This window comes from Variovorax sp. Root473 (assembly GCF_001426505.1).
Taxonomy (GTDB): Bacteria; Pseudomonadota; Gammaproteobacteria; order Burkholderiales; family Burkholderiaceae_C; genus Variovorax.
This window is the reverse complement of the sequence record NZ_LMEV01000017.1, coordinates 808212-831426: the sequence shown is the minus strand read 5'-3', so window position 1 is coordinate 831426 and position 23215 is coordinate 808212. Positions and strand designations below refer to the sequence as shown.

Here is a 23215-nt window from a genome sequence, read left to right as displayed (position 1 = left end):
CGTCGCGCCATGAACCGCATCGAACCCCACACCCTGGCGCCACCGGCTGATCTCGCACCGCCGGTGCCCGCCGTCGAGATCCTCTCGGCCGAGAAGACCTACCCCAACGGCACGCAGGCACTGCTGCCCGTGGACCTGTCGATCGGCGAAGGAGAGTTCGTCACGCTGCTCGGCCCCTCGGGCTGCGGCAAGAGCACGCTGCTCAAGATGGTGGCGGGGATGCTCGATCCCAGCGACGGCCGCTTGCTGGTGTGGCGCAAGCCCGTGAGCCAGCTGCATGACAGCACGCGAAAGATGTCGTTCGTGTTCCAGTCGCCCACGTTGATGCCCTGGGCCAGCGTGCAGACCAATGTGCGCCTGCCACTCGACCTGGCCGGCGTGCCGCGCAAGGAAGCCGATGCGCGCGTGGCGGAGTCGCTCGCGCTGGTGGGCCTGGAAAAGTTTGCCGACGCCCTGCCGCGTGCGCTGTCGGGCGGCATGCAGATGCGCGTGTCGATTGCGCGTGGCCTGGTCACGCAGCCCGACCTGCTGCTGATGGACGAGCCCTTCGGCGCGCTCGACGAGATCACGCGCCACAAGCTCGACGCCGACCTGCTCGAGCTGTGGCGCAAGAAGAAGCTCACGGTGATCTTCGTGACCCACTCGATCCACGAGGCGGTGTTCCTGTCGAGCCGCGTGGTGATGATGGCCGCGCGGCCGGGCCGCGTGGTCGAGCAGTTCCAGATCGACGAACCCTATCCGCGCCAGGCCGACTTCATGGTCACGCCCGGGTTCGCGCGCTACGCGAAGCAGTTGCAGGACAGCCTGCTGCGCGCCAGCGCCACCGAAGAGGAAGCCGCACCATGAAGACAGCGACGAAACCTGCGATACCCCTGTTGAGCCAGCCGCGCGTGCAGCGCGTGCTCTACCCAGTGCTCATCGGCGTGGTGCTGGTGGCGCTGTGGCAGTGGATGGTGGTCGCGATGGAGCTGCCGCCCTACCTCGTGCCCTCGCCCTGGCTCATGATGCAGACGCTGGTGACCGACTGGGCACCGCTGGGCAGCGCGCTGCTCGTCACACTGAAGATCACGGTGCTGTCGTTCGCGCTGGCGACGGTGGCGGGCGTGCTGATCTCGTTTCTTTTCGTGCAGAGCAAGCGCATCGAGACCGCACTCTTTCCATACGCGGTGTTGCTGCAGGTCACGCCCATCGTGGCCGTGGCACCGCTGATCATCATCTGGGTGAAGAACCCGGTGGCAGCCATGACAGTGTGCGCGGCGCTGGTGGCGCTGTTTCCCATCATCAGCAACACCACGCTCGGCCTGCGCAGCATCGACCCCGACCTGCAGAGCTACTTCAAGCTGAACCGCGCCACGCGCTGGCAGCAGCTGGTGCGCCTGCGCATCCCGAGCGCGCTGCCGTACTTCTTCGGCGGGCTGCGCATCTCCAGCGGCCTGGCGCTGATCGGCGCGGTGGTGGCGGAGTTCGTCGCGGGCACGGGCGGCTCGGGTGCGGGGCTGGCCTACCAGATCCTGCAGGCGGGCTTCCAGCTGAACATTCCGCGCATGTTCGCGGCCCTGCTCCTCATCTCCCTCACCGGCGTCGCGCTCTTCGTGCTGATGGCCTGGCTCACCAAGGTGGCGCTGGGCTCGTGGCATGCGAGCGAACTTTCCCAGGATTGAACTTGACCATGAACGCTCCCACTTCCGCCATCGAGCAACTGCTGCTCGAACTGCCCAATCTCGACTGGATCACCGACGAGGGCCGCGTCACGCGCCTGTCGCAAGACTTCTCGTGGTTCAGCCCGGTGCTCACGCGCCAGCTGAAGGACAAGCGTGCCGACGTGGTGGTGCGCCCCCGCACCGAGGACGAGATCCGCGCCGTGGTGGGCGCCTGCGCACGCCGCGGCGTGCCCATCACCATCCGCGGCAGCGGCACCGGCAACTACGGCCAGACCACGCCGCTCGCAGGCGGCGTCGTGCTCGACATGACCGGCTACAACGCCTGCCTCTGGGTGCAGCCCGGCGTGGCGCGCGCGCAGGCCGGCATCCGCCTGGGCGAGCTTGAGAAGCAGACCAGGCCCACCGGCCAGGAGCTGCGCTGCGTGCCGTCCACCTACCGCAGCGCGACCTTGGGCGGCCTCTTCGGCGGTGGCTTCGGCGGCGTGGGCTCGATCAACTACGGGCCGCTGAGCGCGCCGGGCAACGTGATCGGCATCCGCGCGATGACCATCGAGCCCGAGCCGCAGGTGGTCGAGCTGCGCGGCCCCGACGCCATGCGCATGCACCACCTGTGGGGCACCAACGGCCTCGTGCTGGAACTGGAGATCGCGCTGGCACCCGCCCATCCGTGGCTCGAAACGCTGGTGACCTTCGACAGCTTCGAGCACGCGCTGAACTTCGCCGACAAGCTGGCGAACGCGCCGGGCATCGTCAAGCGCGGCGTCACTTTCTTTGCCGCGCCCATCGCCGACCATCTCGCACAACTGAGCGCGCACCTGCCCAAGGGCTGCCACACCGTGCTGTCGCTGGTGGCCGAGTCGAACGAGCCCGCGATGCTGGTGCTGGCAGAAGCGCACGGCGGCACGGTCGGCTACCGCAAGACCGCGGCCGAGGTGCACAAGAGCAACCGCACGCTGATGGAATTCACCTGGAACCACACCACGCTGCACGCGCTGAAGATCGATCCGACGCTGACCTACCTGCAAAGTGGCTTCATCCCCGGCGAGCACGTCGAGCAGATCATCGAAATGGAAAAGCTGCTGGGCGGCGAGGTCATGATGCACGTCGAGTTCCTGCGCAACGTGGCGGGCCTGCTGACCTGCAGCGGGCTGCAGCTCGTGCGCTTCAGCACCGAGGAGCGGTTAAACGAGATCATCGACATCCACCGCGCACGCCATGTGCACATCAACAACCCGCACGTGAACATCGTGGAAGACGGCAAGGCCGGCGGGCCGCTGCCACCCGAAGTGATCGCGGTGAAGAAGCGCTTCGATCCGATGGGCCTGCTCAACCCGGGCAAGCTGCGGGACTGGCCGGTGAAGGCCGCGGGCTGAGCACGCGGCGCCCCTTGCGCAAACGTTCTTAAGCGCAAAAAGCGCTGCATGGCGCCGCGATGGAGGCGATCAAGCGCGGCTACAAGCCAGGCCCTAAAAAGCCAGAGTGAAGGCCTCGCCTTGAACCCCATAAAGCCACCTTCGGGTGGCTTTTCTTTTGGCGCCACTGGTGCCAAGGATGCCTGCCCTGGTACCAGGCTCATCCAAACTCAGCTGATCCAGCGCAAAACGTTGACTAGAGTGTTGACTAAACGGCCAGGCAAAGAAAAACGGCTTAGGGTGGTAAGCCCTAAGCCGTTGATTTCATTATTGTTATTGGTCGTGTGAAACCGATCTAAAGATCCCCTGTAAGCCGCATGAATGCGGGCGAAAGCTCCTCTTTCTTAATTCTTGTACCCCCATCTGTACCCCCACCTGAGGCTTGCCCTTTGGCGTTGCTCCTACGCATCACTTGTGGAGTCGCATCGCCTCGTCGGCTGGTCGACGCAGGGCTGCATGACTTCGCGACTGATGGCTGACGCACTGATGCTGGTCGTGTGGCGCGGAAGCAGACCGGTCGCACTGCTGCTTCACTCGGACCAGGGCAGCCAATACACCAGCGAGCACTTCCAGCAATTGCTCGAGGAGTACGGCGTCACCTGCAGCACGGACCGTGCAGGCGAGGTCTGGGACAACTCCGCGATGGAGAGTTTCTTCAGTGCATTGAAGACCGAGCGCACGGCCAGGAGGATTTACGGAACCAGAGAGCAAGCCCGCGCAAACGTGTTTGACTACATCAAGCGTTTCTACAACCCGATGCGCCGGAAGGCCTGCGTCACGCTGCTGATGACACCGATCTCGCCACCGCCGCTGGCATAGGCCCGGCGCTGGACGGTCTTCCCGGCGCGCTTGCGTCTAATGGCACGAACGGCCACTCCGGCGGCGATCTGGCCGATGACCTCGGCCGACGACGGGACTTCGTGCATTCGCCAACCCTTGGTGGCGCTGACGTCCATGTACTCGATGAATCGCAGCGTGACGCTGCCGCCGTACTGCTCGCGAAAATGACGCGCTAACTGCAAGATCTTCTGGTTGTTGGTGCCGCGCTTGACAACCATGTTGACCTTGACCGACCCTAACCCCGAGGCCAGCGCGGCCTCGATGCCGGCGAGAACGTCGGTCACCGGAAAATCCATCCCGTTCATGCGCCGAAACACCGCATCGTCCGGGCTGTCCAGACTGCCCATCACGCAGCGGAGGCCGGCCGCCTTGAGAGCGGCAGCCTTGCGTGCCTGCAACGAGCCGTTGGTGGGGAGCGTGGGTTCGAGCGACACGCCGCCAAAGCTGCGAAGCACCGTGATCGCTCAACCAACGACTCGATGTTTTTGCGCAATAGAGGCTCGCCACCTGTCAGGCGAATCTTGCGAACGCCATGCGAAGCAAACAACCGTGCGAACCGGGCAATCTCCGAAAATCTCAGCAGCGCGTCTCGCGACAGATAGACATGATTTTTGCCGAGCCTTTCTTTCGGCATGCAATAGCTGCACCGAAAATTGCAGCGCTTCGTTATCGCTGATACGCAATCGGTCAGCGCATGCTTCATGAGGACGCAAAGCCACATCCTTGAACAGCACTAACCCTTTTTCGACCAAGCACTGCACCAGCCCCTTGCACTCACGGGCTTCCCTGCAAACAACGCGCAATTGCCGGAGGCATCCGTCGGCTTGGCCTGCCAAAGTGCGCACCCGCTGCAGACTTGGGCGTTGTCGTGCTTCGGAAATTTCTTGGCGTCGGCTTTCGCTGTCTCATCCACGTAGCCCAACGCCAGAGCCCGTGGGTCTTTTTCATCGAGCCGAGTCTGTGCGAACGCACCGGTGGCTGTAAAGGCCACACCCGATGCGGCAAGGGCGAACATGAAAGTTCTGCGGTCGGATTTCAACGTGATTCTTTCGTGGTGTGCGAGATAGAGACTTGGCTTTCCGGTGCAAAGTCGCGTTCATTCAGGCCCGCCAACACGAGGACACCCGTGGCCAAGAGCGTTGCGATGCAGAACCCCAGGAGTTGCAGAGCGCCGTTCAGAGTGATATTCATAGGACGCCCTCGTAACGAGCGGATGGATCTTTCTGCGTTCATTCTGGTACGAGCGCCTGCACGCGAACTTGCGCAGGATCAAATCCCGCACCACCCGCCTTGTAGCCAAGGTGCCCTATCGATCTGCCCCACCTCGTAGAGCTTTGTCCATGGATGCCGGCCAAGACCGGCGCCCTGATGGCCCGCGTCGAGCCCGTAACCCGGCGAAAGCCATCGGCCTCGCGCAGGGCGATGCCCTGCTCGCGCTCGACGGAAAGCCTGTCGAGCGGTTCGCCGACCTTCCGCGGCGGATCATGCAGCGCCCGCTCGGCCGCCAGATGCGCTTCGGCATGGAACGGCTGCTGGCCCGCGTCAGCACATCACCGCATGCCGCCCGCTTCCTGCTGAAGGGCGCCCTGCTCTTTGCACTGTGGTACGACACGCCGCACCGCCCAACCAAGGATGCCGACCTGCTGGGTTTCGGCCCCGACGATGAGGCGAACCTGATCGACACCTTCCGCGAAATCGCCGCCATGCACCTGGGCGACGGCATCGTGTTTGACCCCGACTCCGTGAAGGCGGATGCCATTCGCGAGGACAACACCTGCGGCGGCACTCGCATCACGCTGGCGCCGCGCATCGGCTCCGCACGCTGTGCGCTGCAGATCGACGTGGGCTTCGGGGATGCCACGCTTCGTGGTCTATCCGGTCTACACCGTGATCGCCGAGAAGTACCAGGCCATGGTGATGTTGGGGCGGGCAAACAGCCGCATGAAGGATTTCTTCGACCTCGCAGTGATTGCCCGCCGCACGGAGCTGTACGGCGCCACGCTGGCCGCTGCCATCGCTGCCACCTTCGCACGGCGCCAGACAGCGCTGCCTATCGAGCGCCCCTTGGCCTTGACCAAGCAGTTCAGCGAAGACACTGTCAAGCTGCGGCAGTGGCAAGCCTTCCAGAACAAAAACCGGCTGGAGCCCGAGAGCCTGGGTGACATCGTGGCGCTGCTGGACGACCTGCTGTGGCCACCGACCCAGCTCGCCGCCGCGGGCAGTCAGGCCACGGCCACCTGGCAGCCAGCCTCACAGGAATGGTGCTGAGCGTCCCATTCTGCGTCGGCCTCGTTCAGTCGTGGTGATGGCCTGGCTCGGCGAAGAGGCTCGCCGCCTCGAAGGTTGAAAAAAACTGCGCCCACGCCTTGTCTTCACGGCCACAGACGGATGGACCGGGCGATAACGCCGAAGGTGCGCCGCCGCCATACCTCGCCCCCAGACGCCTCGGCTCCCACGTGCTGACGCCGCGGCGCAGTGATCCATTGCGCCCGAGCGGACGTAGGAACAGGGGACTGCCCTTCTACGACCATCGCCATGCCACAAGCCTCCAGCACCTCGACTGCCATCCACTGGGTTGAACAAGGCCTGGTGCCCGACGGTGCCGTTCGCATGGGCGTGCGGCGGCTGCTGCGCCAGCGGCTGCTGGAGCTGGACAGCGGCGACCCGCAAGCCGTTGCCTTGCGTGCGGAGGCATTTTTCGAGGGATTGCAGGAGGCACCCCTGGCCCTGCTGCCCGAGAAAGCCAACGAGCAGCACTACGAACTGCCCGCCGAGTTCTTCACAGGCGTATTGGGGCCGCACCGCAAGTACAGCTGCTGCTGGTGGCCCGACGGGGTGCAGACGCTCGAGCAGGCGGAGGCGGCAGCCCTGGCCCAGACCTGCGCACGCGCCGGCCTCGCGGATGGCCAGCGCATCCTGGAGCTGGGCTGCGGGTGGGGCTCGCTGAGCCTGTGGATGGCCGAACACTTTCCGGGCGCCCGCATCACCGCGGTCTCCAATTCGCACTCGCAGCGGCTGTTCATCATGGCCGAGGCCGCCGCGCGCGGCCTGGGCAACCTCGAGGTGATCACCTGCGACTTCAATGATTTCGAGACCGGCGAGCGCTTCGACCGGGTGGTGTCGGTGGAGATGTTCGAACACCTGCGCAACTGGCCGCGCGCCTTCGCGCACGTGGCCCGCTGGTTGCAACCGCAGGGGCGGTTCTTCATGCACGTCTTCGTTCACCGCGAAGCGCCCTATCCGTTCGAGGCGCGCGATGCCAGCGACTGGATGAGCCGCCACTTCTTCTCCGGCGGCATGATGCCCAGCGACGATCTCGCGCTGCGCTGCCAGGACGACTTGCGCCTGCTGCACCGCTGGCGCTGGGATGGTCGCCACTACGCGCGGACCTCGGCCGCCTGGCTGGCGCGCATGGACGCCCGGCGGGCCACCCTGATGCCCGTGCTGGCCGCCGTCTACGGAGAGCGCGACGCGCCGGTGTGGTGGACCCGCTGGCGACTCTTCTTCATGTCGGTGGAAGAGCTGTTCGGCTACGCCGAAGGCAGCCAGTGGTGGGTCGGTCACTACCTGTTCGAGAAACGGTGATGCTGTCGCTCGCGTGCCTGGGCCTGGCGATCGCCCTCGGGCTGGCGTTGCCGGTCTGGGTGTTCAGCATCGGGGGGCGCGACGCCAGCCTGGCGGACCGGATCTGGCCCGTGATGATCGCGGCGCCGGCGCTGGCCTACGCCGGCGCCCCTGCGCGCATGCTCGACGCGCGCAGCGCCTGGATGCTCGGGCTGCTGCTGCTGTGGGCGTGCCGGCTGGCGCTGCACATCACGCGTCGCAACTGGGGCCACGGCGAAGACCGCCGCTACCAGGCCATGCGTGCGCGCAACGAACCGCACTTCGGCCTGAAGAGCCTTTACCTCGTGTTCGGGCTCCAGGCCGTGCTGGCGTGGATCGTCGGCTGGCCGCTGCTGGCCGCGTTCGCGCATCCGTCGCCGCTGTCCTGGCTGGATGTGCCGGCCCTGCTGCTGGCCGGCGGCGGCGTGGTCATCGAGGCCGTGGCCGACGCCCAGCTCGCGCGCTTCCTGCGCGGCCCGCGCCGCGAGGATGCGGTGATGGACCGCGGCCTCTGGGCCTGGTCGCGCCACCCCAACTATTTCGGCGAGGCCTGCGTCTGGTGGGGCCTCGGGCTGGCCGCGCTGTCCGCAGGCGGATGGGCAGTGGCGTGGTGCCTGGTGTCTCCGCTGCTCATGACCGGCCTGCTGCTCAAGGTGTCGGGCGTGGCGCTGCTGGAGCACGACATCGCCGAGCGCCGGCCTGCTTACCGCAGCTACGCGGCCCGCACCAGCGCCTTCATTCCCTGGCCGCCACGGCGCGGCGCCCGGCTATGAAGCGCCGCGCCGTGGGGCTGATGCTGGGACTGACACTGGCGCTGGCGACCTGCCTGGCCGCGGCGCAGGAAGCTGACGAGGAAGCGGGCGAATGGCACTTCACCGCCACGCTCGACGGCAAGCCGATCGGGACCCATCGCTTTGTGATCGGCGGCACGGCGGCCGCGCGCAGCGTCGACAGCCGTGCCCTGTTCACCGTGCGCGTGCTCGGCATTCCCGTCTACCGCTATCGGCACCAGGCCGAGGAGCGCTGGGCCGGTGACTGCCTGCGCGAGCTGCGCACCGAGACCGATGACGACGGCACCCGCCAGCAGGTCGCGCAGCGCTTCGACGGCGACTGCCCGATGAGCTTCGCCTACTGGAATCCCCGGCTGCTGAAGCAGCAGCGCCTGATCGACCCCCAGACGGGCAAGGCCGAGCCGGTGCGCCTGGAGCCGCTGCCCGATGCGACCATCGAGGTCCGCGGCCAGCCCGTGCGTGCGCGCGGGTGGCGACTGCACACGGCGCAACAGCGCATCCGCATCTGGTATGCCGCCGACAGCAAACGCTGGATCGGTCTCGACGCCGACACCAAGGGCGAGCACCAGCTGAGCTACCGATTGACCTCTGTACGGAGCACCCCATGAAGCCATCCCCGCGCACCTTGCTCTCTGCCTACCTGGCGGCGCTCGCGTGTTTTCTTGTGCTGGACGCCGTGTGGCTGTCGGTCATGGGCCCTCGCCTGTACCAGCCCGCGCTCGGTGCGCTGATGGCGCCGCAGGTGAATTGGGCGGCGGCCGTGCTGTTCTATGTCCTTTACGGGGTCGGCCTGGTCGTCTTTGCGATCGCGCCGGCACTGGGGGCCGCCGGGCCTGCCGTGGCGTGGCGTCGCGGCGCGCTGTTCGGGCTCGTGGCCTACGCGACCTACGACCTGACGAACCAGGCCACGCTGCGCGACTGGTCCTGGGCCGTCACGGCCGCCGACCTCGCCTGGGGCACGGCCGTGAGCGGCGTGTCGGCGTGGGTCGCGGCGCGCATCACATCCCGACCAGCGCGCCGAAGAAACGTGCAATAGCCCCGTCGAAGCGCAGCCGGCCGTCCAGCGAGGCCAGGCAGATGCACTCGCTGCCGTCCTGGACCACCGGCTGGTGGTTGATCTCGGCATCGGCCGCATCGAAATCGCCGGCGCCGAACAAGGCCCGGCCATCGTGGAAGCGGCCATGCAGCACCTGGGTGAACTCCTGCCCCCGGTGCGTGTGCTGCGGGAGGTACTTGCCGGCCGCGATGCGCAGCAAAAAGACGTTGGCCTGCGGGTCCTCGGGCACCGTCACACGGCTCCAGCGCATGCCGGGGCCGATCCAGCGCCAGGGGGTGGCACTGCAGTGGGCGAGCGCGCGCGGCCAGCGCGCACCGGGTGGCAGCGGCGGCGGCGCGCTGACCCGCACGGGGGTGGGTGCGGCGCCTTCATGTGCTTCGATCCGGGCCCAGGTGCGCGCCAGCGCATCGTCGGCCAGGGGGGCCTCGGCCAGGTCGTCGAGCAGAAGGCCGCCCACGGCATCGAGGGCGCGCGCCCGCTCGCGGCACAGCGGGCACAGTTCCAGGTGGCTGGCCAGAACCAGTCGCATGCCAGCCGGCATGTGGCCGGAGGACCGGGCCAGCAACAGGTCGTCGTCGGGGTGGTGTCGGATGTCCATCGTCAATGTTCCAGCAGGCGGCGCAGTTGGGCGACCGCCAGGCGCACGCGCGACTTCACCGTGCCCAGCGGAATGCTCAACTGGGCCGCGATGCGGGCATGCGGCGCGTCTTCAAAATAGGAAAGATGCAGCACCTGCTGCTGCTCGGGCGGAAGCAGGCGCAGCGCGCCGCGCAGGCGTTCGCTCAGGCGCGCGTCGTGCAGCTGGTCTTCGACGGCCGGTGCTTCCGACTGGAGCAGCTCGAAGTCGAACGCGTCGTCGGCCGACTCCACGCCCTGGCGCCGCCGCAGCGCGTCCACGCGCAGGTTGCGCGCGACGGCGAAGATCCAGGTCGTGGCGGCCGCCCGGGCCGGATCGAACAGCGCAGCCTTGCGCCACACCGTGACCATGGCTTCCTGGGCCAGTTCCTCGGCCTGGATGGCCGGGCTGCCGCTGTGCATCAGGTAGTGCTTGATGCGCGGCGCGAAATGCGAGAACAGCTGCGCGAACGCCTCGCGGTCCTGCCGCTGCGCCACGGCCACCATCGCCTGGGCCCACAGATCGTCGGGGCGGGCAGGCGGCGGGGAATCGGGGGAGACAACGGTCAAGAGGGGCGCTCGGCGACTGCGGGGCACCGCAGTGCCTGCACAGGGGTTGGACGGATCGGGAGCAGCGGCCATGTCCTGTTGTACGCAAAGCAGCGGCGTTCGGATCATCGCAGGCACGCGCGGGTAATCCAAATCGCCGTTCTGTGCGTACAGGCAGCACGACTTGCCAAAGGCTTCCCATGCTGCCCCTTCTCGCCCCGTCCGACGCCTTGCCAATGCCTGCCCCGGTGCCTGCGGGTCAACGCATCGCCGTTGTCGGTACCGGCATCGCGGGCCTGTCCTGCGCCTGGCTGCTGTGCGGGCGCCACGAGGTCACGGTGTTCGAGAGCGAGCCCCGCCCGGGCGGCCACAGCCATACCGTGGACGCGCCGGGCCGGGACGGCACCGTGCCGGTGGACACCGGCTTCATCGTCTACAACGAGCCCGCGTACCCGAACCTCACCGCGTTGTTCCGGCACCTGGGCGTGCCCACCGCGGCCTCGGACATGTCGTTCGCCGTGAGCCTGGACGCCGGGAGGCTCGAATACGCCGGCACCGACCTGCGCGGCCTGTTCGCGCAAAAGCGCAACCTGGCGCGGCCCCGTTTCTGGGCCATGCTGCGCGACCTGCTGCGGTTCTACCGCGAGGCACCGCGCGATGCGCAGGTGGCAGGCGACCAGGCGCTCGACGACTACCTGGATGCCCACGGCTACGGCCGCGCGTTTCGCGACGACCACCTCTACCCGATGGCTGCGGCCATCTGGTCCACGCCGGCGGCGCAGGTCGGCCGCCATCCGGTCGCCGCCTTTGTGCGCTTCTGCGAGAACCACGGACTTTTGCAGATCAGCGGGCGGCCCGTCTGGCGCACCGTGGTGGGCGGCAGCCGCGAATACGTGCGGCGCCTCAGCCAGCCTTTCGTCGACCGTATCCAGCTGGACCACGCCGTGCTCGAACTGCACCGCGAACCGACGGGCGTGCGGATTCGCACCAGCGCCGGCTGGTGGCCGGAGCGCTTCGACCAGGTGGTGCTGGCCACGCATGCGGATTGCTCGCGGGCGCTGCTCGATGCGCCCTCGGCCGCCGAGCAAGCCCTGCTCGGCGCCTTTCCCTACACGCGCAACCTGGCCGTGCTGCACCGCGACCCGGCACTGATGCCCACGCGACGCACCGTGTGGTCGAGCTGGAACTACCTCGGCACGCGTGGCAGCGCAGCGGCCCCGACGGTGACCTACTGGATGAACCGGCTGCAGCCCCATCTGCCGCAGGACCTGCCGCAGGGCCCGGCGGCCGAGCCGCTGTTCCTCACCCTGAACCCGGCGACCGCCCCGAGGCCGGAGCACCTGATCCGCACCGAGGTCTACGACCACCCGGTGTTCGATGCCGCGGGCATGGCCGCGCAGCGGCAGCTGTGGCAGCTGCAGGGCCTGCGCCGCACCTGGTTCTGCGGTGCCTACTTCGGCGCCGGCTTCCACGAGGACGGGCTGCAGGCCGGACTGGCCGTCGCCGAGGCGCTCGGCGGCGTGCGCCGGCCCTGGCGCGTGGCGCAGGAGTCCGGGCGCATCCACCTGCCGCAAGGCGCGCAGGCCGTCAGGCCATGAGTGCGCGCGAAGGCTCGGCGCTCTACATCGGGCGCGTCATGCACCAGCGGCTGCGGCCGACACGGCACCGGTTGAGCTACCGGGTCTACAACCTGCTGATCGACATCGACGAACTGTCGCAGCTGCACGCGCGCTTGCGCTGCTTCTCGGTGGACCGGTTCAACCTGTTCAGCTTCCATGCCGCCGACCATGGCGACGGCTCGGGCAGCGACCTGCGGGCCCAGGTGCAGGCGCGGCTGCGCGAGGCCGGCCTGCCGACCGGCGGCACGATCCGGCTGCTGGCCATGCCGCGGCTGCTCGGTCATGTATTCAACCCGCTCAGCGTCTGGTTCTGCCATGCGCCCGGCGGCGCGCTGCAGGCGCTGCTGTACGAGGTCAACAACACCTTCGGGCAGCGGCACAGCTACCTGATCCCGGTCGCGGACGACGGCGCGCCCGTCGTCGACCAGCACTGCGACAAGCAGATGTACGTCTCTCCCTTCAACGGCATGGACCTGCACTACCGGTTCCGCATCGCGCCGCCGGGCGAAGCGGTCTCGGTCGGCATCAGCGTGCACGACGCGGCCGGCGCCGTGCTCAACGCGCGGCTCGACGGCCAGCGGGTGCCCTTGAGCGACCGGGCGCTGCTGCGCGTGTTCATCACCCATCCGCTGCTGACCCTCAAGGTGGTGGTCGCCATCCACTGGCAGGCCCTGCGCCTGTGGATCAAGCGCGTGCCGCTGCATCCGCGACCGGCGGCCCCCGATCGCGACCTCACCATCGTTTCCCCGAGCAAGACCCCATGAGCCTGACCACGCCTTCCGCCCCCGCCCTCGATGCCGCTGCGGCCTTCTCGCCGCTGCGCCGGGTGCTTGCCCTCACGCGTTTCGGGCGGTTGACCCTGAGCCTTCCGGGCGGCCGGTGCATCGAGGTGGCCGGCCGCGAGCCCGGGCCGCACGCGAGCCTGCGCCTGCTGAGCTGGCGCCCGCTGCTGCGCCTGGCGCTGCAGGGCGATCTGGGCCTGGCCCTGTCGTTCCGCGATGGCCAGTGGGAAAGTCCCGACCTGCTGGCCCTGTTCGAGTTCGGCCTGGCCAACGAGTCGGCCTGGGGATCGCTGCTCAAGGGGCGCACGCTGACGCGCTGGGCTGCGCGGCTGCGGCACCTGACCCGCAGCAACAGCCGGCGCGGAAGCCGCCACAACATCGCATTCCACTACGACCTGGGCAACGCGTTCTACCGGCACTGGCTGGACGACAGCATGCTGTATTCGAGCGCGATGTTCAGCGACGCCGACGACGACACGCTGGAAGCTGCCCAGGCGCGCCGCCTCGCAGCCATCGCCGACATGCTCGACACCCCGCAAGGCGCCGACGTGCTGGAGATCGGCTGCGGCTGGGGCACGCTGGCCGCGAGCCTGGCCCGCCGGCACGAAGCGCGCGTCACCGGCGTCACGCTGTCGAGCGAGCAACTGGCCTTCGCCCGCGAACGCGCGCAAGACTGGGGCGTGGCCGACCGGGTCGACCTGCGGCTGCAGGACTACCGCGACGTGCAGGGCCGCTTCGACCGCATCGTGTCCATCGAGATGATCGAGGCCGTCGGCGAGGCCTACTGGCCCACCTACTTCGCCACCTTGCGCGAGCGCCTCAAGCCCGGTGGCGTCGTGGTGCTGCAGGCCATCACGATCGCCGATGCGCAGTTCGACAGCTACCGCCGTGGGGCCGACTTCATCCAGCACTGCATCTTTCCCGGCGGAATGCTGCCCAGCGCGCGCGTGCTGCATGAACAGGCGCAGCGCGCAGGGCTGGTGATCGAGACTTCCCGCTGCTTTGGCAAGGACTACGCACGAACCCTGGCGGAGTGGCGCCACCGGTTCCTCGCCGCCTGGCCCCAGATTGAGCCACTCGGTTTCGACGCTGCGTTCAAGCGCTTGTGGAACTACTATCTGTCCTATTGCGAAGCAGGCTTTCGCGCGGGGCTCATCGACGTCGGCCTCTATCGGTTGCGCGCGGCGCCGGCCGCACCGGCCTGATCGGTCAACGGATCGCGCAAGACACTCGTTCTGAGCGCGCGCTGCGACGACGCGCTCTCCTCGCAATGCAGTTTCACCCCCATGCGGGCGATCGTTTCCGTGGAACTGGATGCCGGGACGATGGTGCCGCCCTTCAGACCCTGCCTTGCCCGATGGCACTGCCGAGACCTCTTCAACCAGGCTTGTTCGCCTCGCCGTTGGACGAGGGCCTCGCGACGCGCCAACGGGGCGAGCAACTCACCGTCAGGACCGCACCTGACGTTGCCGCAGACGGGATCCCGTCATCCCGTACGGCCTTTGTGGAACCGTTTTCGCATTTCCGTCTTCCATTCTGCTTGGTCCCGGATTTTGACTAGGGTTACCACCGTAGAAACGTTTCCACATTGATTTCAAACTGCGGCCATGACCGGTTCAGCAGTTCCTTTCCTCGCACCATCCCGGCGATTGCCGTTGCGGCCGCCGCCCTACGAACCCGAGGTCGCGGCGGCGATACAAAGCACCGCGTTCAAGGGCCTGTCGCCGCTGAACCTCCGGCTGGCGCTCGCGAACCACAGCACGCTCGGTCCGGCCTTCCAGGCCATGGCGCATGTGGTGCTGTTCCAGTGCGCGCTGCCCGAGCGCGATCGCGAGATCGCGATCATTCGCACCGGCGCGCTCACGCGGTCCGAGTACGAGTGGGGGATGCATGTCAGCATCTACGCAGAGAAATGCGGGCTCGATGCCGTGCAGGTGCGCGAGCTCACCGAAAGCGCCGACTGGCAGGCGCTGTCGCCGACGCGATGGACCGACAAGGAACGCCTGATCGTGCGGATGGTGGACGAGCTGCACCGCCATTCCACGGTGTCCGATCAGACCTGGCAGTCGCTTTGCGCGGGCTGGCCGCAGGCGCAGGTGATCGAGCTCATCTTCGCGTCGAGCTTCTATCACATGGCTGCCTTTTTTCTGAACAGCGCAGGCGTGCCGCTGGAGCCAGGCGCGCAGCGCTTCTGTGCCCCGGTTGCGCAAGCCAAGGTGCCGGCATGAAGGCCAAGGTCACCATCCGTGAAGTGGCGAAGGCCGCCGGCGTGGCCATCGGCACTGCGTCGCGCGCGCTGAACCGCACGGGCCGCGTCAGCGAACAGGCCATCGCCGCGGTCACCAAGGCGGCACGCGACCTCGGCTACACCCCCGACGCGGTGGCGCAGAGCATGCGCACCCGCTCCACGGGCGTGGTCGGGCTGCTGGTGTCGGACCTGGCCAATCCGCTGTATGCGCGGATCATCACGGCGGTCGAATCGCGGCTGCTGACGGCCGGCTATGCGCTGCTGGTGGCCAGCACGCACAACGACGGCCAGCGGGAGAAGACGCTGGTCGACCTGTTCCGGCGCCGGCGCGTCGACGGACTCATCCTCGGCCCCTGCCAAGAGGAAACCCCGGCGTACCTCGACCAGCTGGCGGCGCACGGTCCGGTGATCGCGCTGGACCGCGACTTCCAGGGCGACAACGCGGGCGTGCACGTCGACCACTGCCACGGCGCCCTTCAAGCCACGCGCTACCTGCTGAACCTGGGCCACACGCGCATCGCGCTGCTGACGCCCGGCAGTGTGCTGCGCCCGGGGCGCGAGCGCATCGTGGGCTACCGCGATGCCTTTGCGGAGCGGGGCCTGCAGCCCGACCCCAAGCTCATCCGCGCGGAGAAATCGGCGATGGACTTCGCCTTCAGCGAGGCGCTCTCGCTGCTGGGCTCGCCCGCGGCGCCCACGGCCTTCCTGTGCCTGGGCACCCGCATCCTGTCGGGCGTGCTGCAGGCGCTGCGCCACTCGGGCCGCCTGGCGCCCGATGACGTCAGCGTCATCAGCATTGGCGATACGGACCTGTCTCAGCTCTTCAGTCCGGCGATCACGTCGCTGACCTGGGACCTGGAAGCGGTGGGCACCGCCGTGGCCGAGTTGCTGCTGCGGCGGCTGGACCGCACGGTACCGCTCGAGCAGGAGCGCATCCTGCTGACCACGCAGATGGTGCTGCGCGAATCCTGCGGCCCGGTCGCCAAGGCTGCCACCGGCGTCGTCGCCGCGCGCAAGACAACGAGAACCGCCCCATGACGCAGCGCCTGAAGGACAAGGTGGTCCTCGTGGTCGGCGCCGGCTCCATCGGCGGCGACATCAGCAACGGCGCCGCCTGCGCCGTCACCTTCGCCCGCGAGGGCGCCAAAGTGCTCTGTGCGGACCGGTCGCCGGAAGCTGCTGCGGCGTCGGTGCAGCGCATCCATGACATCGGCGGCATCGCCGAAGCCTTCGAGGCCGATGTGCGCAGCAGCGAGCAGATCGGGCAGATGGTGGCGCACTGCATCGCGCGCTTCGGGCGCATCGACGTGCTGCACCACAACGTCGGCATCGAGGAGTTCGGCGAGCTGATCGAGGTCACCGAGGAATCCTGGGACCGCGTGCACGCCATCAACCTCAAGGGCCCCATGCTCACGGCGCGCGAGGTGGTGCCGCACATGATCCGCCAGGGCGGCGGCTCCATCATCAACATCTCCTCCATTGCCAGCCGCAAGTGGAGCCCGATGCAGTTCCTGTCGTACAGCACCTCCAAGGCAGCGCTCAATCACATGACGCGCGTCGTGGCGCGCCAGTATGCGCGGCATCAGGTGCGCTGCAACGTGATCGTGCCGGGCCTGATCGACACCCCGCATGCCGCCGCCCTCTTCAAGGACGAGAAGCAGGCGCAGGCGGGCCGCGAGATGCGCAATGCGCGCTGCCCCATGGGCCGCCAGGGCACGGCGTGGGACGTGGCCCATGCGGCGCTGTTCCTCGCCTCCGATGAATCGAGTTACGTGACGGGCCTGGAGCTGGTGGTCGACGGCGGCCTGTCTCTGTAGGTCGGTATCCGAACCATTCCAAAGAAGGAGACAACACCATGCGCAAACTGTGGATTGCAGCGCTCGCGGGCCTTGCGTTCGCCGCCCATGCCGAAACGCCCGCGGACTATCCGACGCGGCCGATCCGCTTTGTCCTGATCTCGGCCGCGGGCAGCGGCGGCGACGCACTCGGCCGGCTGCTGGCCGACAAGATGGCGCCGCTCGTCAAGGGCGTCTTCGTGATGGACAACAAGCCGGGCGCCAGCGGCGCCATTGCCACCGACTTCGTCGCCAAGGCACCGGCCGACGGCTACACGATCGGCATCGGCGGCGCGACCACGCACGTGCTGCTGCCCGCGAGCAATCCCAAGCTCTCGTACGACTCGGTCAAGGACTTCGCGCCCATCGGGCAGGTCGGCACCGCCTCGATCCTGCTCATCGCGACCAACGACTTCCCGGCGAACAACGCCAAGGAGCTCATCGCGCTGGCCAAAAAGTCGCCCGGCAGCGTGCAGTACGCCAGCTGGGGCATCGCTTCGACCGGCCATTTCTGCGGGGAGTTGTTCAACCTGCGCACGCAGGCGCAGATGAGCCACATCCCCTACAAGTCGGTGGTGCAGATCCAGACCGACATGCTGGGCGGCCACGTCAAGCTGGCCTACGTGGACATGGCGTCGGGCTCGCCGATGGTCAAGTCCGGCAAGGTCAAGGCGATCACCGCCTGCACCTCGCGCTCGCCCAGCCTGCCCGAGGTGTCGAGCTACGACGACGAGGGCATCGATTTCGCGGGCAAGCGCATGGGCGCGCTGCGCTGGGCGCTGTACGCACCGGCCGGCACGCCCAAGCCGATCGTCGGCAAGCTCTCCGCCGCGCTCAAGCAGGTGCTCGAGATGCCCGATGTGAAGGCCCGCCTGCTGGACCTGGGCATCACCGCCGCTTTCGTCGGCGGCGACGAGCTGCGCACCATGACCGCTGCGGACATCGAAGGCTGGAAGCAGATCGCCAAGGCCGCGAACATCAGCAATGAGTGACGCTGCCCTCCTCCCCCTGCTGCAGGGCCGCGTGGCCCTGATCACCGGTGCGTCGCGCGCGCGCGGCATCGGCCTGGCGACGGCACGGCTGTTCGCCCTGCACGGCGCCCGGGTGGCGCTGCTCGACCTGGACGAAGACGAGGCACAGGCCGCCGCCCGATCGATCGGCCCCGCGCACCTCGGCATCGGCTGCGATGTGCGTGATGCCGGCGCCTGCGCATCGGCCGTGGCGCGCGCCCTGCAATGGGCCGGCCGCATCGATGTGCTGGTGAACAACGCCGCCATCACACAAAAGCGCGGCGTGCTGGAAGTGAGCGCCGAGGACTTCGAACAGGTCGTGTCGATCGCCCTGCGCGGCACGCTCCAGATGTCGCAGTGCGTGATCCCCACCATGGTCGCGCAGCGCAGCGGCTCGATCATCTGCATCTCGTCGATGTCCGCGCAGCAAGGCGGCGGCGTGTTCGGCGGCAGCCACTACTGCGCTGCCAAGGCCGGCGTGCTGGGCTTCATGCGCGCCATCGCCAAAGAGTTGGGGCCGCAGGGCGTGCGCGCCAACGCCGTCACGCCCGGTTTGATCATGACGGACTTCTCGCGCGGCGCGAACTCCGACGACAACAAGCAAGCGCTCGGCAAGACGTTTCCGTTGGCCCGCGTCGGCCAGCCCGAAGACATTGCGGGCGCGTGCCTTTACCTGGCGTCCGACCTGTCGTCTTTCATGACGGGGGCCACGCTCGACGTCAACGGCGGCGCGTACATGCGCTGAGCGCACCACCGAAGCACCAAGGAGTCCATTCAATGAGCATGCTGTTCGGCGGCGCACGCCAGATCGGCTACGTCGTCCACGACATCGAGAAGGCCATGGCCCACTGGGCCCGCACATTGGGCGTGGGGCCGTGGTTCTACAAGGAAGAAGTCGGCACGACCGAGTTCAATTACTACGGCAAGCCCTCGCGCCTGCCCAGGCTTTCCATTGCGCTGGCCAACTCTGGTGACCTGCAGATCGAACTGATCCAGCAGCGTGACGACGCGCCCTCGCTCTACCTCGATTCGCTGCGCCGCGGCGGCGAAGGCGCTCAGCACCTGGCCTACTGGACCGACGAGGGCTTCGACACGGCCGTGCAGCACCTGCTGTCGATGGGCTATGTCGAGGGCCACAGCGGCCGCATGGGGATGCGCGGGCGCTTCGCCTACTTCGTCCATCCCGACCTGCCCAGTGGCATGTTCGAGATCTCCGAGATGGCCGGCGGCAAGGGCGAGTACTTCCGCGAGATCAGGCGCGCAGCCGAGGGATGGGACGGCCAGGATCCGATCCGCCGCGTGGGCGCAACCGTCACCGCGCCCACACCATGACGGCCATGGCGCACCCCGTTCGGCAACCAGCAGGAGACCCCATGGACACAGCAACGCTTCAGGCGGCACGAATCAAGACGGTGCGCGATCACATGGCGCTCGAATGCACGCAGGAGTGGGATGCAGTGATCGATACGTTCCAGCATCCGCGCTACGAGATGCACGGAAGCGGCGTGGTGTTCGACGGCGAAGAAGAAGTGCGTGGCTATTTCAGGAGCTCACGCACGCCGTTTCCCGACCTGGCCAACGAGATCATCGCCATCGCCGCCGACCAGGACACTGTGCTGGTCGAGTTCTGGCTCAGCGGAACGCACCTGGGCCCTCTGCATGCCAATGGCAAAGTGTTCGACGCGACCGGCCGGAAATTCCGCATCCGCATGGCGGCGAGCTTCGAGTTCGCACCGGGCGCTGACAAGATCGTGTGCGAGCGACCGTTCTCGGCCCCCGATGCGAAGCTGCGAGCGCTCGGCCTGAGCTGAAACCCACGCGTTGGACCAGACCTGCGCCTGCAAGCAGATGCAGGCCAAGGCCCCCGCCATCGACGACCCGGGCTTTGGCCGCCAAGCGGCGTCAGCCGCATAGCCAGCATCCGGCGAATCCGGCAGCCCCGTCACACGGGCGCGACGCATCTCGATGCTTGCCGGCGAAGATCAACAACTGATCCTCGCGGAACAGGCCCAGCTCACATGGTGGCTGGAGGAGCGCAATCATGGGGATGAGCCTGGCGATCGAAGTTGGCCATGGGCAGCTGTCGGGCCGCCTGCCTCCTATGATGCATCGACGGGCCTCTCCTGCGAGGCCTATCGCCGCGCACCGTCAAGCTTGCCGCCACGTGAGGCGCCCAGTGGAGACCGCGTTCGGGCCGGACAGGCTGTTGACAATCGAGGACGCGTAGGCGGTCGCAGCGGCAGTGAACCCGATAGCCACGCGGTTACCGCCTGCCGTGCCGATCTCGACAAGGTTCCTTCCCGTCCCCTCCCCCTTGTCTCGGGCGACCGAACGTCATGAAGATCGTGCCCTCGGCCGGGTTGCACCAGCCTTTCGTCATGTCGACCCGAACAGTATCGCCAGCGCGTGTCGTGGCCACCGAGGTGAAACCGCTACACGCGTCGCAACGGCCGAGGTCGACCCGTCGGCCACAAATGGCAATTCGACGCTTCCGCGCATCCCGCCGCTGGCAGGCTGGCAGTTCGACCATCCGAAGTGCGGCTGCGCGTCGCGTAGCTCATTCTCTGGTCACCCGGGCCTGCGCTGCCCTTGTGCAGAAAATGTCGTTGGAGGCAGCGCCTCCCACGCTCGCCATCGACCTTCTGAGACAACACGGTTCCCCCTCGTCCGACATGGACGGGCTTCACCGCTTCGGAAAATCCTCTCCAAAACCCCCAGGAGGTCGAGATGAAAAATCGTGGTCGGCATTCACCTCGCTCGCCCAACGGCGAATTGATCGTTCTTGTTGCCATCGCCGTTTTGATTGGCACCATTGCACTCCTGCGCCTTGCGATCGAGCGCGAACGTGCGGCCGGACCTGCGCAGGTCGAGCTGTCCGCCTGGCCCGTGAGCGCCGATACCGTGAGTACAAACCTTGCACCGCGGGCTTCATCCGGTTCCGGCTGGAGGAAGGAATAGCGCGCTGCGCAGCAGCCACCTCGGCATGCGCGGGTTGGCGAGTTGCGTGGCCGCGGCTGTCAAGCGACGTCCGAAGCTGCCTTCCAAGGGGGACGTTTGTCGTGTCGCCTGACCCAAGCGGGCAATCAGCGACATGGGCTTCATGCCAGTGGTGTCACCCCTCGAGTTCCTCGCTGCCTACAGCGATGACTTGTGGATCTCGAGTCCGGCGTGCCAGAAATGGACGGCCATCTCTTGAACGACTGGCCGCGCAAGCGGCGCGGTGCCCGCGGTCCGAGGGGCTTGGCCATGTCGAGCCAAGACTGACGCGCGGACCTTTGCTGTGTGCGAAGCGGGTTCGACGCTCGCGCTTCGAAGTCGGCTGCCGAGGTCGATCTCAAGGCAGTGATCGGCCCTTGCGGCGACCCTGCGAGTTGAACCCTGCAGCATCGCGCTGAAGGCGCGGGAATCGCTAAGATGGCATGATGTCCGCGCCAGCCAGCCACGTGATCCAGCAGCTTCGTGCCGATGACGGGCCGCTGATGAATGTGTTGCTGGCCGTTTTCGGCGAAGCCTTCGACGACGCGGAAACCTACGGTGCCAGCCGTCCCCGGCCAGCCTACCTTCGGCAATTGCTCGACAGCGACCATTTCATTGCATTGGTCGCCCGAGAGGGGACACAAGTCATCGCAGGCCTCGCGGCCTACGAGCTGAAGAAGTTCGAGCAGGAGCGCAGCGAGATCTACATCTATGACCTGGCCGTCGCAGCCGCGCACAGGCGCAAAGGGGTTGCGACGGCGTTGATCCGCGAGCTCCAGCACATCGGTGCCAGGCGCGGGGCCTGGGTGATTTTCGTCCAGGCGGACCCTCCCGACGAGCCGGCGGTCGCCTTGTACGCAAAGCTCGGCGCGCGCGAGGACGTGCTGCATTTCGATATCCCGGTGCGGCCAACACCGAGGACTTGATTCATCAGGTCTGTCTCGGCACGCGTCGGCGGCTGCGATCGGCGACTGCGTTTCAGCCAACCTCCGAACGGACTGGGCGCATGGACGAGTCACGTCCCACAGGTTCTCGGTTCGCCTGTGACTCAAGAACTCAAGAACTCAAGGGATGCGACACGCGCAATGCGCTCCTTGCCAGAACCGGTGTCCTGGCCGGACCTCCGGATGCTTGGTGCCGTCGGCCAATTTGGGCGCGCGCTGATCAAGAGCACCCCATGGCGGAACAGAAGTGGGGGCCGCAAGCTTGCCGGGTTTGCGGGCAGGTCCCCAGCACGATTGCCACTTGACTTAGAGTGCGCTCTAGCTGGCCCAATCCCAACTCCATTCATTTTTTCACCGGAGCTGGACCATGCAAACGAACAAGGTGCTCATGCAAAAGATCTTTTCGCAACTCGCGATCGGCAACGGCCGGCCACTCGTGGACGCGATGGCCGAGGATTTCTGCTGGACCTTCAAAAGTGGCGGTCCTTGGCGCGGCAGCTACTGTGGCAAACGGGCGGTCCTCGAGGATTTGCTTGGGCCGCTCATGGCGCAGTTCGCCGACCGCTACACCAACACCGCCCAGCGCTTCGTCGCCGAAGGCGACCACGTGGTGATCGAATGCCAAGGCAAGGTCACGACGAAGGCTGGGCAGCCGTATCACAACCAGTATTGCTATGTCTGCCGTCTCGAAGACAGCAAGCTCAAGGAGTTGACCGAGTACATGGACACCGCGCTGGCCGAATCGGTGCTGGTGCCGCCCATGAGACCGGGCGTATGAACGAGGGTGGCTTGAGCATTGGCGATCTGGCCGCACGCACTGGCCGCAGCGTGCACACGATCCGCTGGTACGAGTCGCAGGGGCTCATCCCCGGGGTCGCGCGCGATGCGGGCGGCCGCCGCGTTTACCACGCCACCCACGTGAGCTGGCTGGAGCTCATCGACAGGCTGCGCACCACCGGCATGTCGGTCGCGCAGATGCGCGAGTACACCGCGCTGGTGCGTCAGGGCCGCAGCAGCCTCCGGCAGAGGAAGGAACTGCTGGAAGCCCACCGAGCGCGAGCAGAGGCCACCATCGCACAGTGGCGGCAGTCGCTCGAATTGATCGACGGCAAGATCGCTTTCTACGACGAGTGGCTGGCCACCGGTCAGCCGCCGCCACTGCCGACACCGTACAGCGGTACTTCCATTCCACCAGCGGCAACGTCGCGAGGCCGTCATGCCGAGAACTCCTGACGCACCTGCGTCTCCATCGCGAGCAGCGCTGTGGTGAAGC

The 23215-nt window shown here is 67.2% G+C and carries 24 protein-coding genes and 3 pseudogenes; 23 read left to right on the top strand and 4 right to left on the bottom strand.

Annotated features, from left to right (window positions below; translation table 11 throughout):
- The first annotated feature begins 9 nt into the window (after nucleotides 1-9).
- From ASD34_RS17195 to ASD34_RS27175, 4 genes and pseudogenes are all read left to right on the top strand, one after another.
- Entirely contained in the window at nucleotides 10-846 is an 837-nt protein-coding gene (locus ASD34_RS17195) for an ABC transporter ATP-binding protein (RefSeq protein ID WP_056579812.1), read from the top strand.
- Nucleotides 843-1661: an ABC transporter permease gene (locus tag ASD34_RS17190; protein WP_056579809.1), complete on the top strand. Its 819-nt coding sequence runs from the start codon at nucleotides 843-845 to the stop codon at nucleotides 1659-1661. The genes ASD34_RS17195 and ASD34_RS17190 overlap by 4 nt, the downstream gene beginning before the upstream one ends.
- An 8-nt stretch (nucleotides 1662-1669) precedes the next feature.
- A complete protein-coding gene (locus ASD34_RS17185) occupies nucleotides 1670-3034 on the top strand; it encodes an FAD-binding oxidoreductase (RefSeq protein ID WP_056579807.1) in 1365 nt (454 codons plus the stop codon).
- Nucleotides 3035-3493: 459 nt separating this feature from the next.
- Nucleotides 3494-3892: pseudogene (locus ASD34_RS27175) on the top strand (DDE-type integrase/transposase/recombinase); the annotation flags it as partial.
- Here the strand turns inward: ASD34_RS27175 and ASD34_RS28495 are convergent.
- Nucleotides 3838-4604: pseudogene (locus ASD34_RS28495) on the bottom strand (radical SAM protein); the annotation flags it as partial. The pseudogenes ASD34_RS27175 and ASD34_RS28495 overlap by 55 nt on opposite strands.
- 42 nt (nucleotides 4605-4646) lie before the next feature.
- A complete protein-coding gene (locus ASD34_RS27170; RefSeq protein ID WP_235510101.1) occupies nucleotides 4647-4952 on the bottom strand; it encodes a high-potential iron-sulfur protein in 306 nt (101 codons plus the stop codon).
- A 301-nt stretch (nucleotides 4953-5253) separates the two neighbouring features.
- On the opposite strand from ASD34_RS27170, the pseudogene ASD34_RS17175 reads away from it, so the two are divergent.
- From ASD34_RS17175 to ASD34_RS17155, 5 genes and pseudogenes are all read left to right on the top strand, one after another.
- Nucleotides 5254-6181, top strand: a pseudogene (locus ASD34_RS17175) (nucleotidyl transferase AbiEii/AbiGii toxin family protein).
- Between the two features lie 267 nt (nucleotides 6182-6448).
- Complete coding sequence (locus ASD34_RS17170; protein ID WP_056579803.1) at nucleotides 6449-7498, top strand: SAM-dependent methyltransferase; 1050 nt, start codon at nucleotides 6449-6451, stop codon at nucleotides 7496-7498.
- A complete protein-coding gene (locus ASD34_RS17165; RefSeq protein ID WP_056579801.1) occupies nucleotides 7498-8289 on the top strand; it encodes a DUF1295 domain-containing protein in 792 nt (263 codons plus the stop codon). The genes ASD34_RS17170 and ASD34_RS17165 overlap by 1 nt, the downstream gene beginning before the upstream one ends.
- Entirely contained in the window at nucleotides 8286-8915 is a 630-nt protein-coding gene (locus ASD34_RS17160; protein ID WP_056579800.1) for a DUF6134 family protein, read from the top strand. The genes ASD34_RS17165 and ASD34_RS17160 overlap by 4 nt, the downstream gene beginning before the upstream one ends.
- The gene (locus ASD34_RS17155; protein ID WP_056579799.1) at nucleotides 8912-9343 is read left to right on the top strand and encodes a DUF2177 family protein; all 432 of its coding nucleotides are present in this window, start codon (nucleotides 8912-8914) and stop codon (nucleotides 9341-9343) included. The genes ASD34_RS17160 and ASD34_RS17155 overlap by 4 nt, the downstream gene beginning before the upstream one ends.
- On the opposite strand, the gene ASD34_RS17150 is transcribed toward ASD34_RS17155, so the two are convergent.
- Together ASD34_RS17150 and ASD34_RS17145 are read right to left on the bottom strand one after the other, a co-directional pair.
- Entirely contained in the window at nucleotides 9306-9962 is a 657-nt protein-coding gene (locus ASD34_RS17150; protein ID WP_056579797.1) for a ChrR family anti-sigma-E factor, read from the bottom strand. The two genes, ASD34_RS17155 and ASD34_RS17150, sit on opposite strands and share 38 nt — an antisense overlap.
- A gap of 2 nt (nucleotides 9963-9964) precedes the next feature.
- Nucleotides 9965-10549, bottom strand: coding sequence for a sigma-70 family RNA polymerase sigma factor (locus tag ASD34_RS17145; RefSeq protein ID WP_056579796.1), 585 nt, complete (start codon nucleotides 10547-10549; stop codon nucleotides 9965-9967).
- A gap of 179 nt (nucleotides 10550-10728) precedes the next feature.
- On the opposite strand from ASD34_RS17145, the gene ASD34_RS17140 reads away from it, so the two are divergent.
- The 14 genes from ASD34_RS17140 to ASD34_RS17075 all read left to right on the top strand — a co-directional run bounded on the left by ASD34_RS17140 (nucleotide 10729) and on the right by ASD34_RS17075 (nucleotide 23175).
- Nucleotides 10729-12126 (top strand): NAD(P)/FAD-dependent oxidoreductase, encoded by a 1398-nt coding sequence (locus tag ASD34_RS17140; protein WP_235510100.1) that lies wholly within the window; start codon nucleotides 10729-10731, stop codon nucleotides 12124-12126.
- Nucleotides 12123-12911 carry a DUF1365 domain-containing protein gene (locus tag ASD34_RS17135; protein ID WP_056579793.1) on the top strand — a complete coding sequence of 263 codons (789 nt, stop codon included), beginning with the start codon at nucleotides 12123-12125 and terminating at the stop codon, nucleotides 12909-12911. Before ASD34_RS17140 ends, ASD34_RS17135 begins: the two co-directional genes overlap by 4 nt.
- Nucleotides 12908-14134 carry an SAM-dependent methyltransferase gene (locus ASD34_RS17130; RefSeq protein WP_056579792.1) on the top strand — a complete coding sequence of 409 codons (1227 nt, stop codon included), beginning with the start codon at nucleotides 12908-12910 and terminating at the stop codon, nucleotides 14132-14134. The genes ASD34_RS17135 and ASD34_RS17130 overlap by 4 nt, the downstream gene beginning before the upstream one ends.
- Nucleotides 14135-14536: 402 nt before the next feature.
- Entirely contained in the window at nucleotides 14537-15157 is a 621-nt protein-coding gene (locus ASD34_RS17125; RefSeq protein ID WP_082548765.1) for a carboxymuconolactone decarboxylase family protein, read from the top strand.
- The gene (locus ASD34_RS17120; RefSeq protein WP_056579790.1) at nucleotides 15154-16215 is read left to right on the top strand and encodes a substrate-binding domain-containing protein; all 1062 of its coding nucleotides are present in this window, start codon (nucleotides 15154-15156) and stop codon (nucleotides 16213-16215) included. The genes ASD34_RS17125 and ASD34_RS17120 overlap by 4 nt, the downstream gene beginning before the upstream one ends.
- On the top strand, nucleotides 16212-16994 hold the full coding sequence (locus ASD34_RS17115; protein ID WP_056579788.1) for an SDR family NAD(P)-dependent oxidoreductase: 783 nt from the start codon (nucleotides 16212-16214) through the stop codon (nucleotides 16992-16994). The genes ASD34_RS17120 and ASD34_RS17115 overlap by 4 nt, the downstream gene beginning before the upstream one ends.
- A gap of 38 nt (nucleotides 16995-17032) precedes the next feature.
- A complete protein-coding gene (locus ASD34_RS17110) occupies nucleotides 17033-18004 on the top strand; it encodes a Bug family tripartite tricarboxylate transporter substrate binding protein (RefSeq protein WP_056579787.1) in 972 nt (323 codons plus the stop codon).
- The gene (locus ASD34_RS17105) at nucleotides 17997-18767 is read left to right on the top strand and encodes an SDR family NAD(P)-dependent oxidoreductase (RefSeq protein ID WP_056579785.1); all 771 of its coding nucleotides are present in this window, start codon (nucleotides 17997-17999) and stop codon (nucleotides 18765-18767) included. The genes ASD34_RS17110 and ASD34_RS17105 overlap by 8 nt, the downstream gene beginning before the upstream one ends.
- Before the next feature lie 32 nt (nucleotides 18768-18799).
- Nucleotides 18800-19354, top strand: a complete 555-nt coding sequence (locus tag ASD34_RS17100) for a VOC family protein (RefSeq protein WP_056579782.1) — start codon at nucleotides 18800-18802, stop codon at nucleotides 19352-19354.
- A complete protein-coding gene (locus ASD34_RS17095) occupies nucleotides 19351-19833 on the top strand; it encodes an ester cyclase (protein WP_235510099.1) in 483 nt (160 codons plus the stop codon). Before ASD34_RS17100 ends, ASD34_RS17095 begins: the two co-directional genes overlap by 4 nt.
- Nucleotides 19834-20749: 916 nt before the next feature.
- Nucleotides 20750-20980: a hypothetical protein gene (locus ASD34_RS27575; protein ID WP_157609699.1), complete on the top strand. Its 231-nt coding sequence runs from the start codon at nucleotides 20750-20752 to the stop codon at nucleotides 20978-20980.
- 461 nt (nucleotides 20981-21441) lie between these two features.
- Nucleotides 21442-21924, top strand: a complete 483-nt coding sequence (locus ASD34_RS17085) for an AAC(3)-I family aminoglycoside N-acetyltransferase (RefSeq protein ID WP_056579777.1) — start codon at nucleotides 21442-21444, stop codon at nucleotides 21922-21924.
- Between the two features lie 385 nt (nucleotides 21925-22309).
- Complete coding sequence (locus tag ASD34_RS17080; RefSeq protein WP_056579775.1) at nucleotides 22310-22720, top strand: nuclear transport factor 2 family protein; 411 nt, start codon at nucleotides 22310-22312, stop codon at nucleotides 22718-22720.
- Nucleotides 22717-23175, top strand: a complete 459-nt coding sequence (locus ASD34_RS17075) for a MerR family transcriptional regulator (protein ID WP_056579773.1) — start codon at nucleotides 22717-22719, stop codon at nucleotides 23173-23175. The genes ASD34_RS17080 and ASD34_RS17075 overlap by 4 nt, the downstream gene beginning before the upstream one ends.
- The last annotated feature ends 40 nt before the right edge of the window (nucleotides 23176-23215 follow it).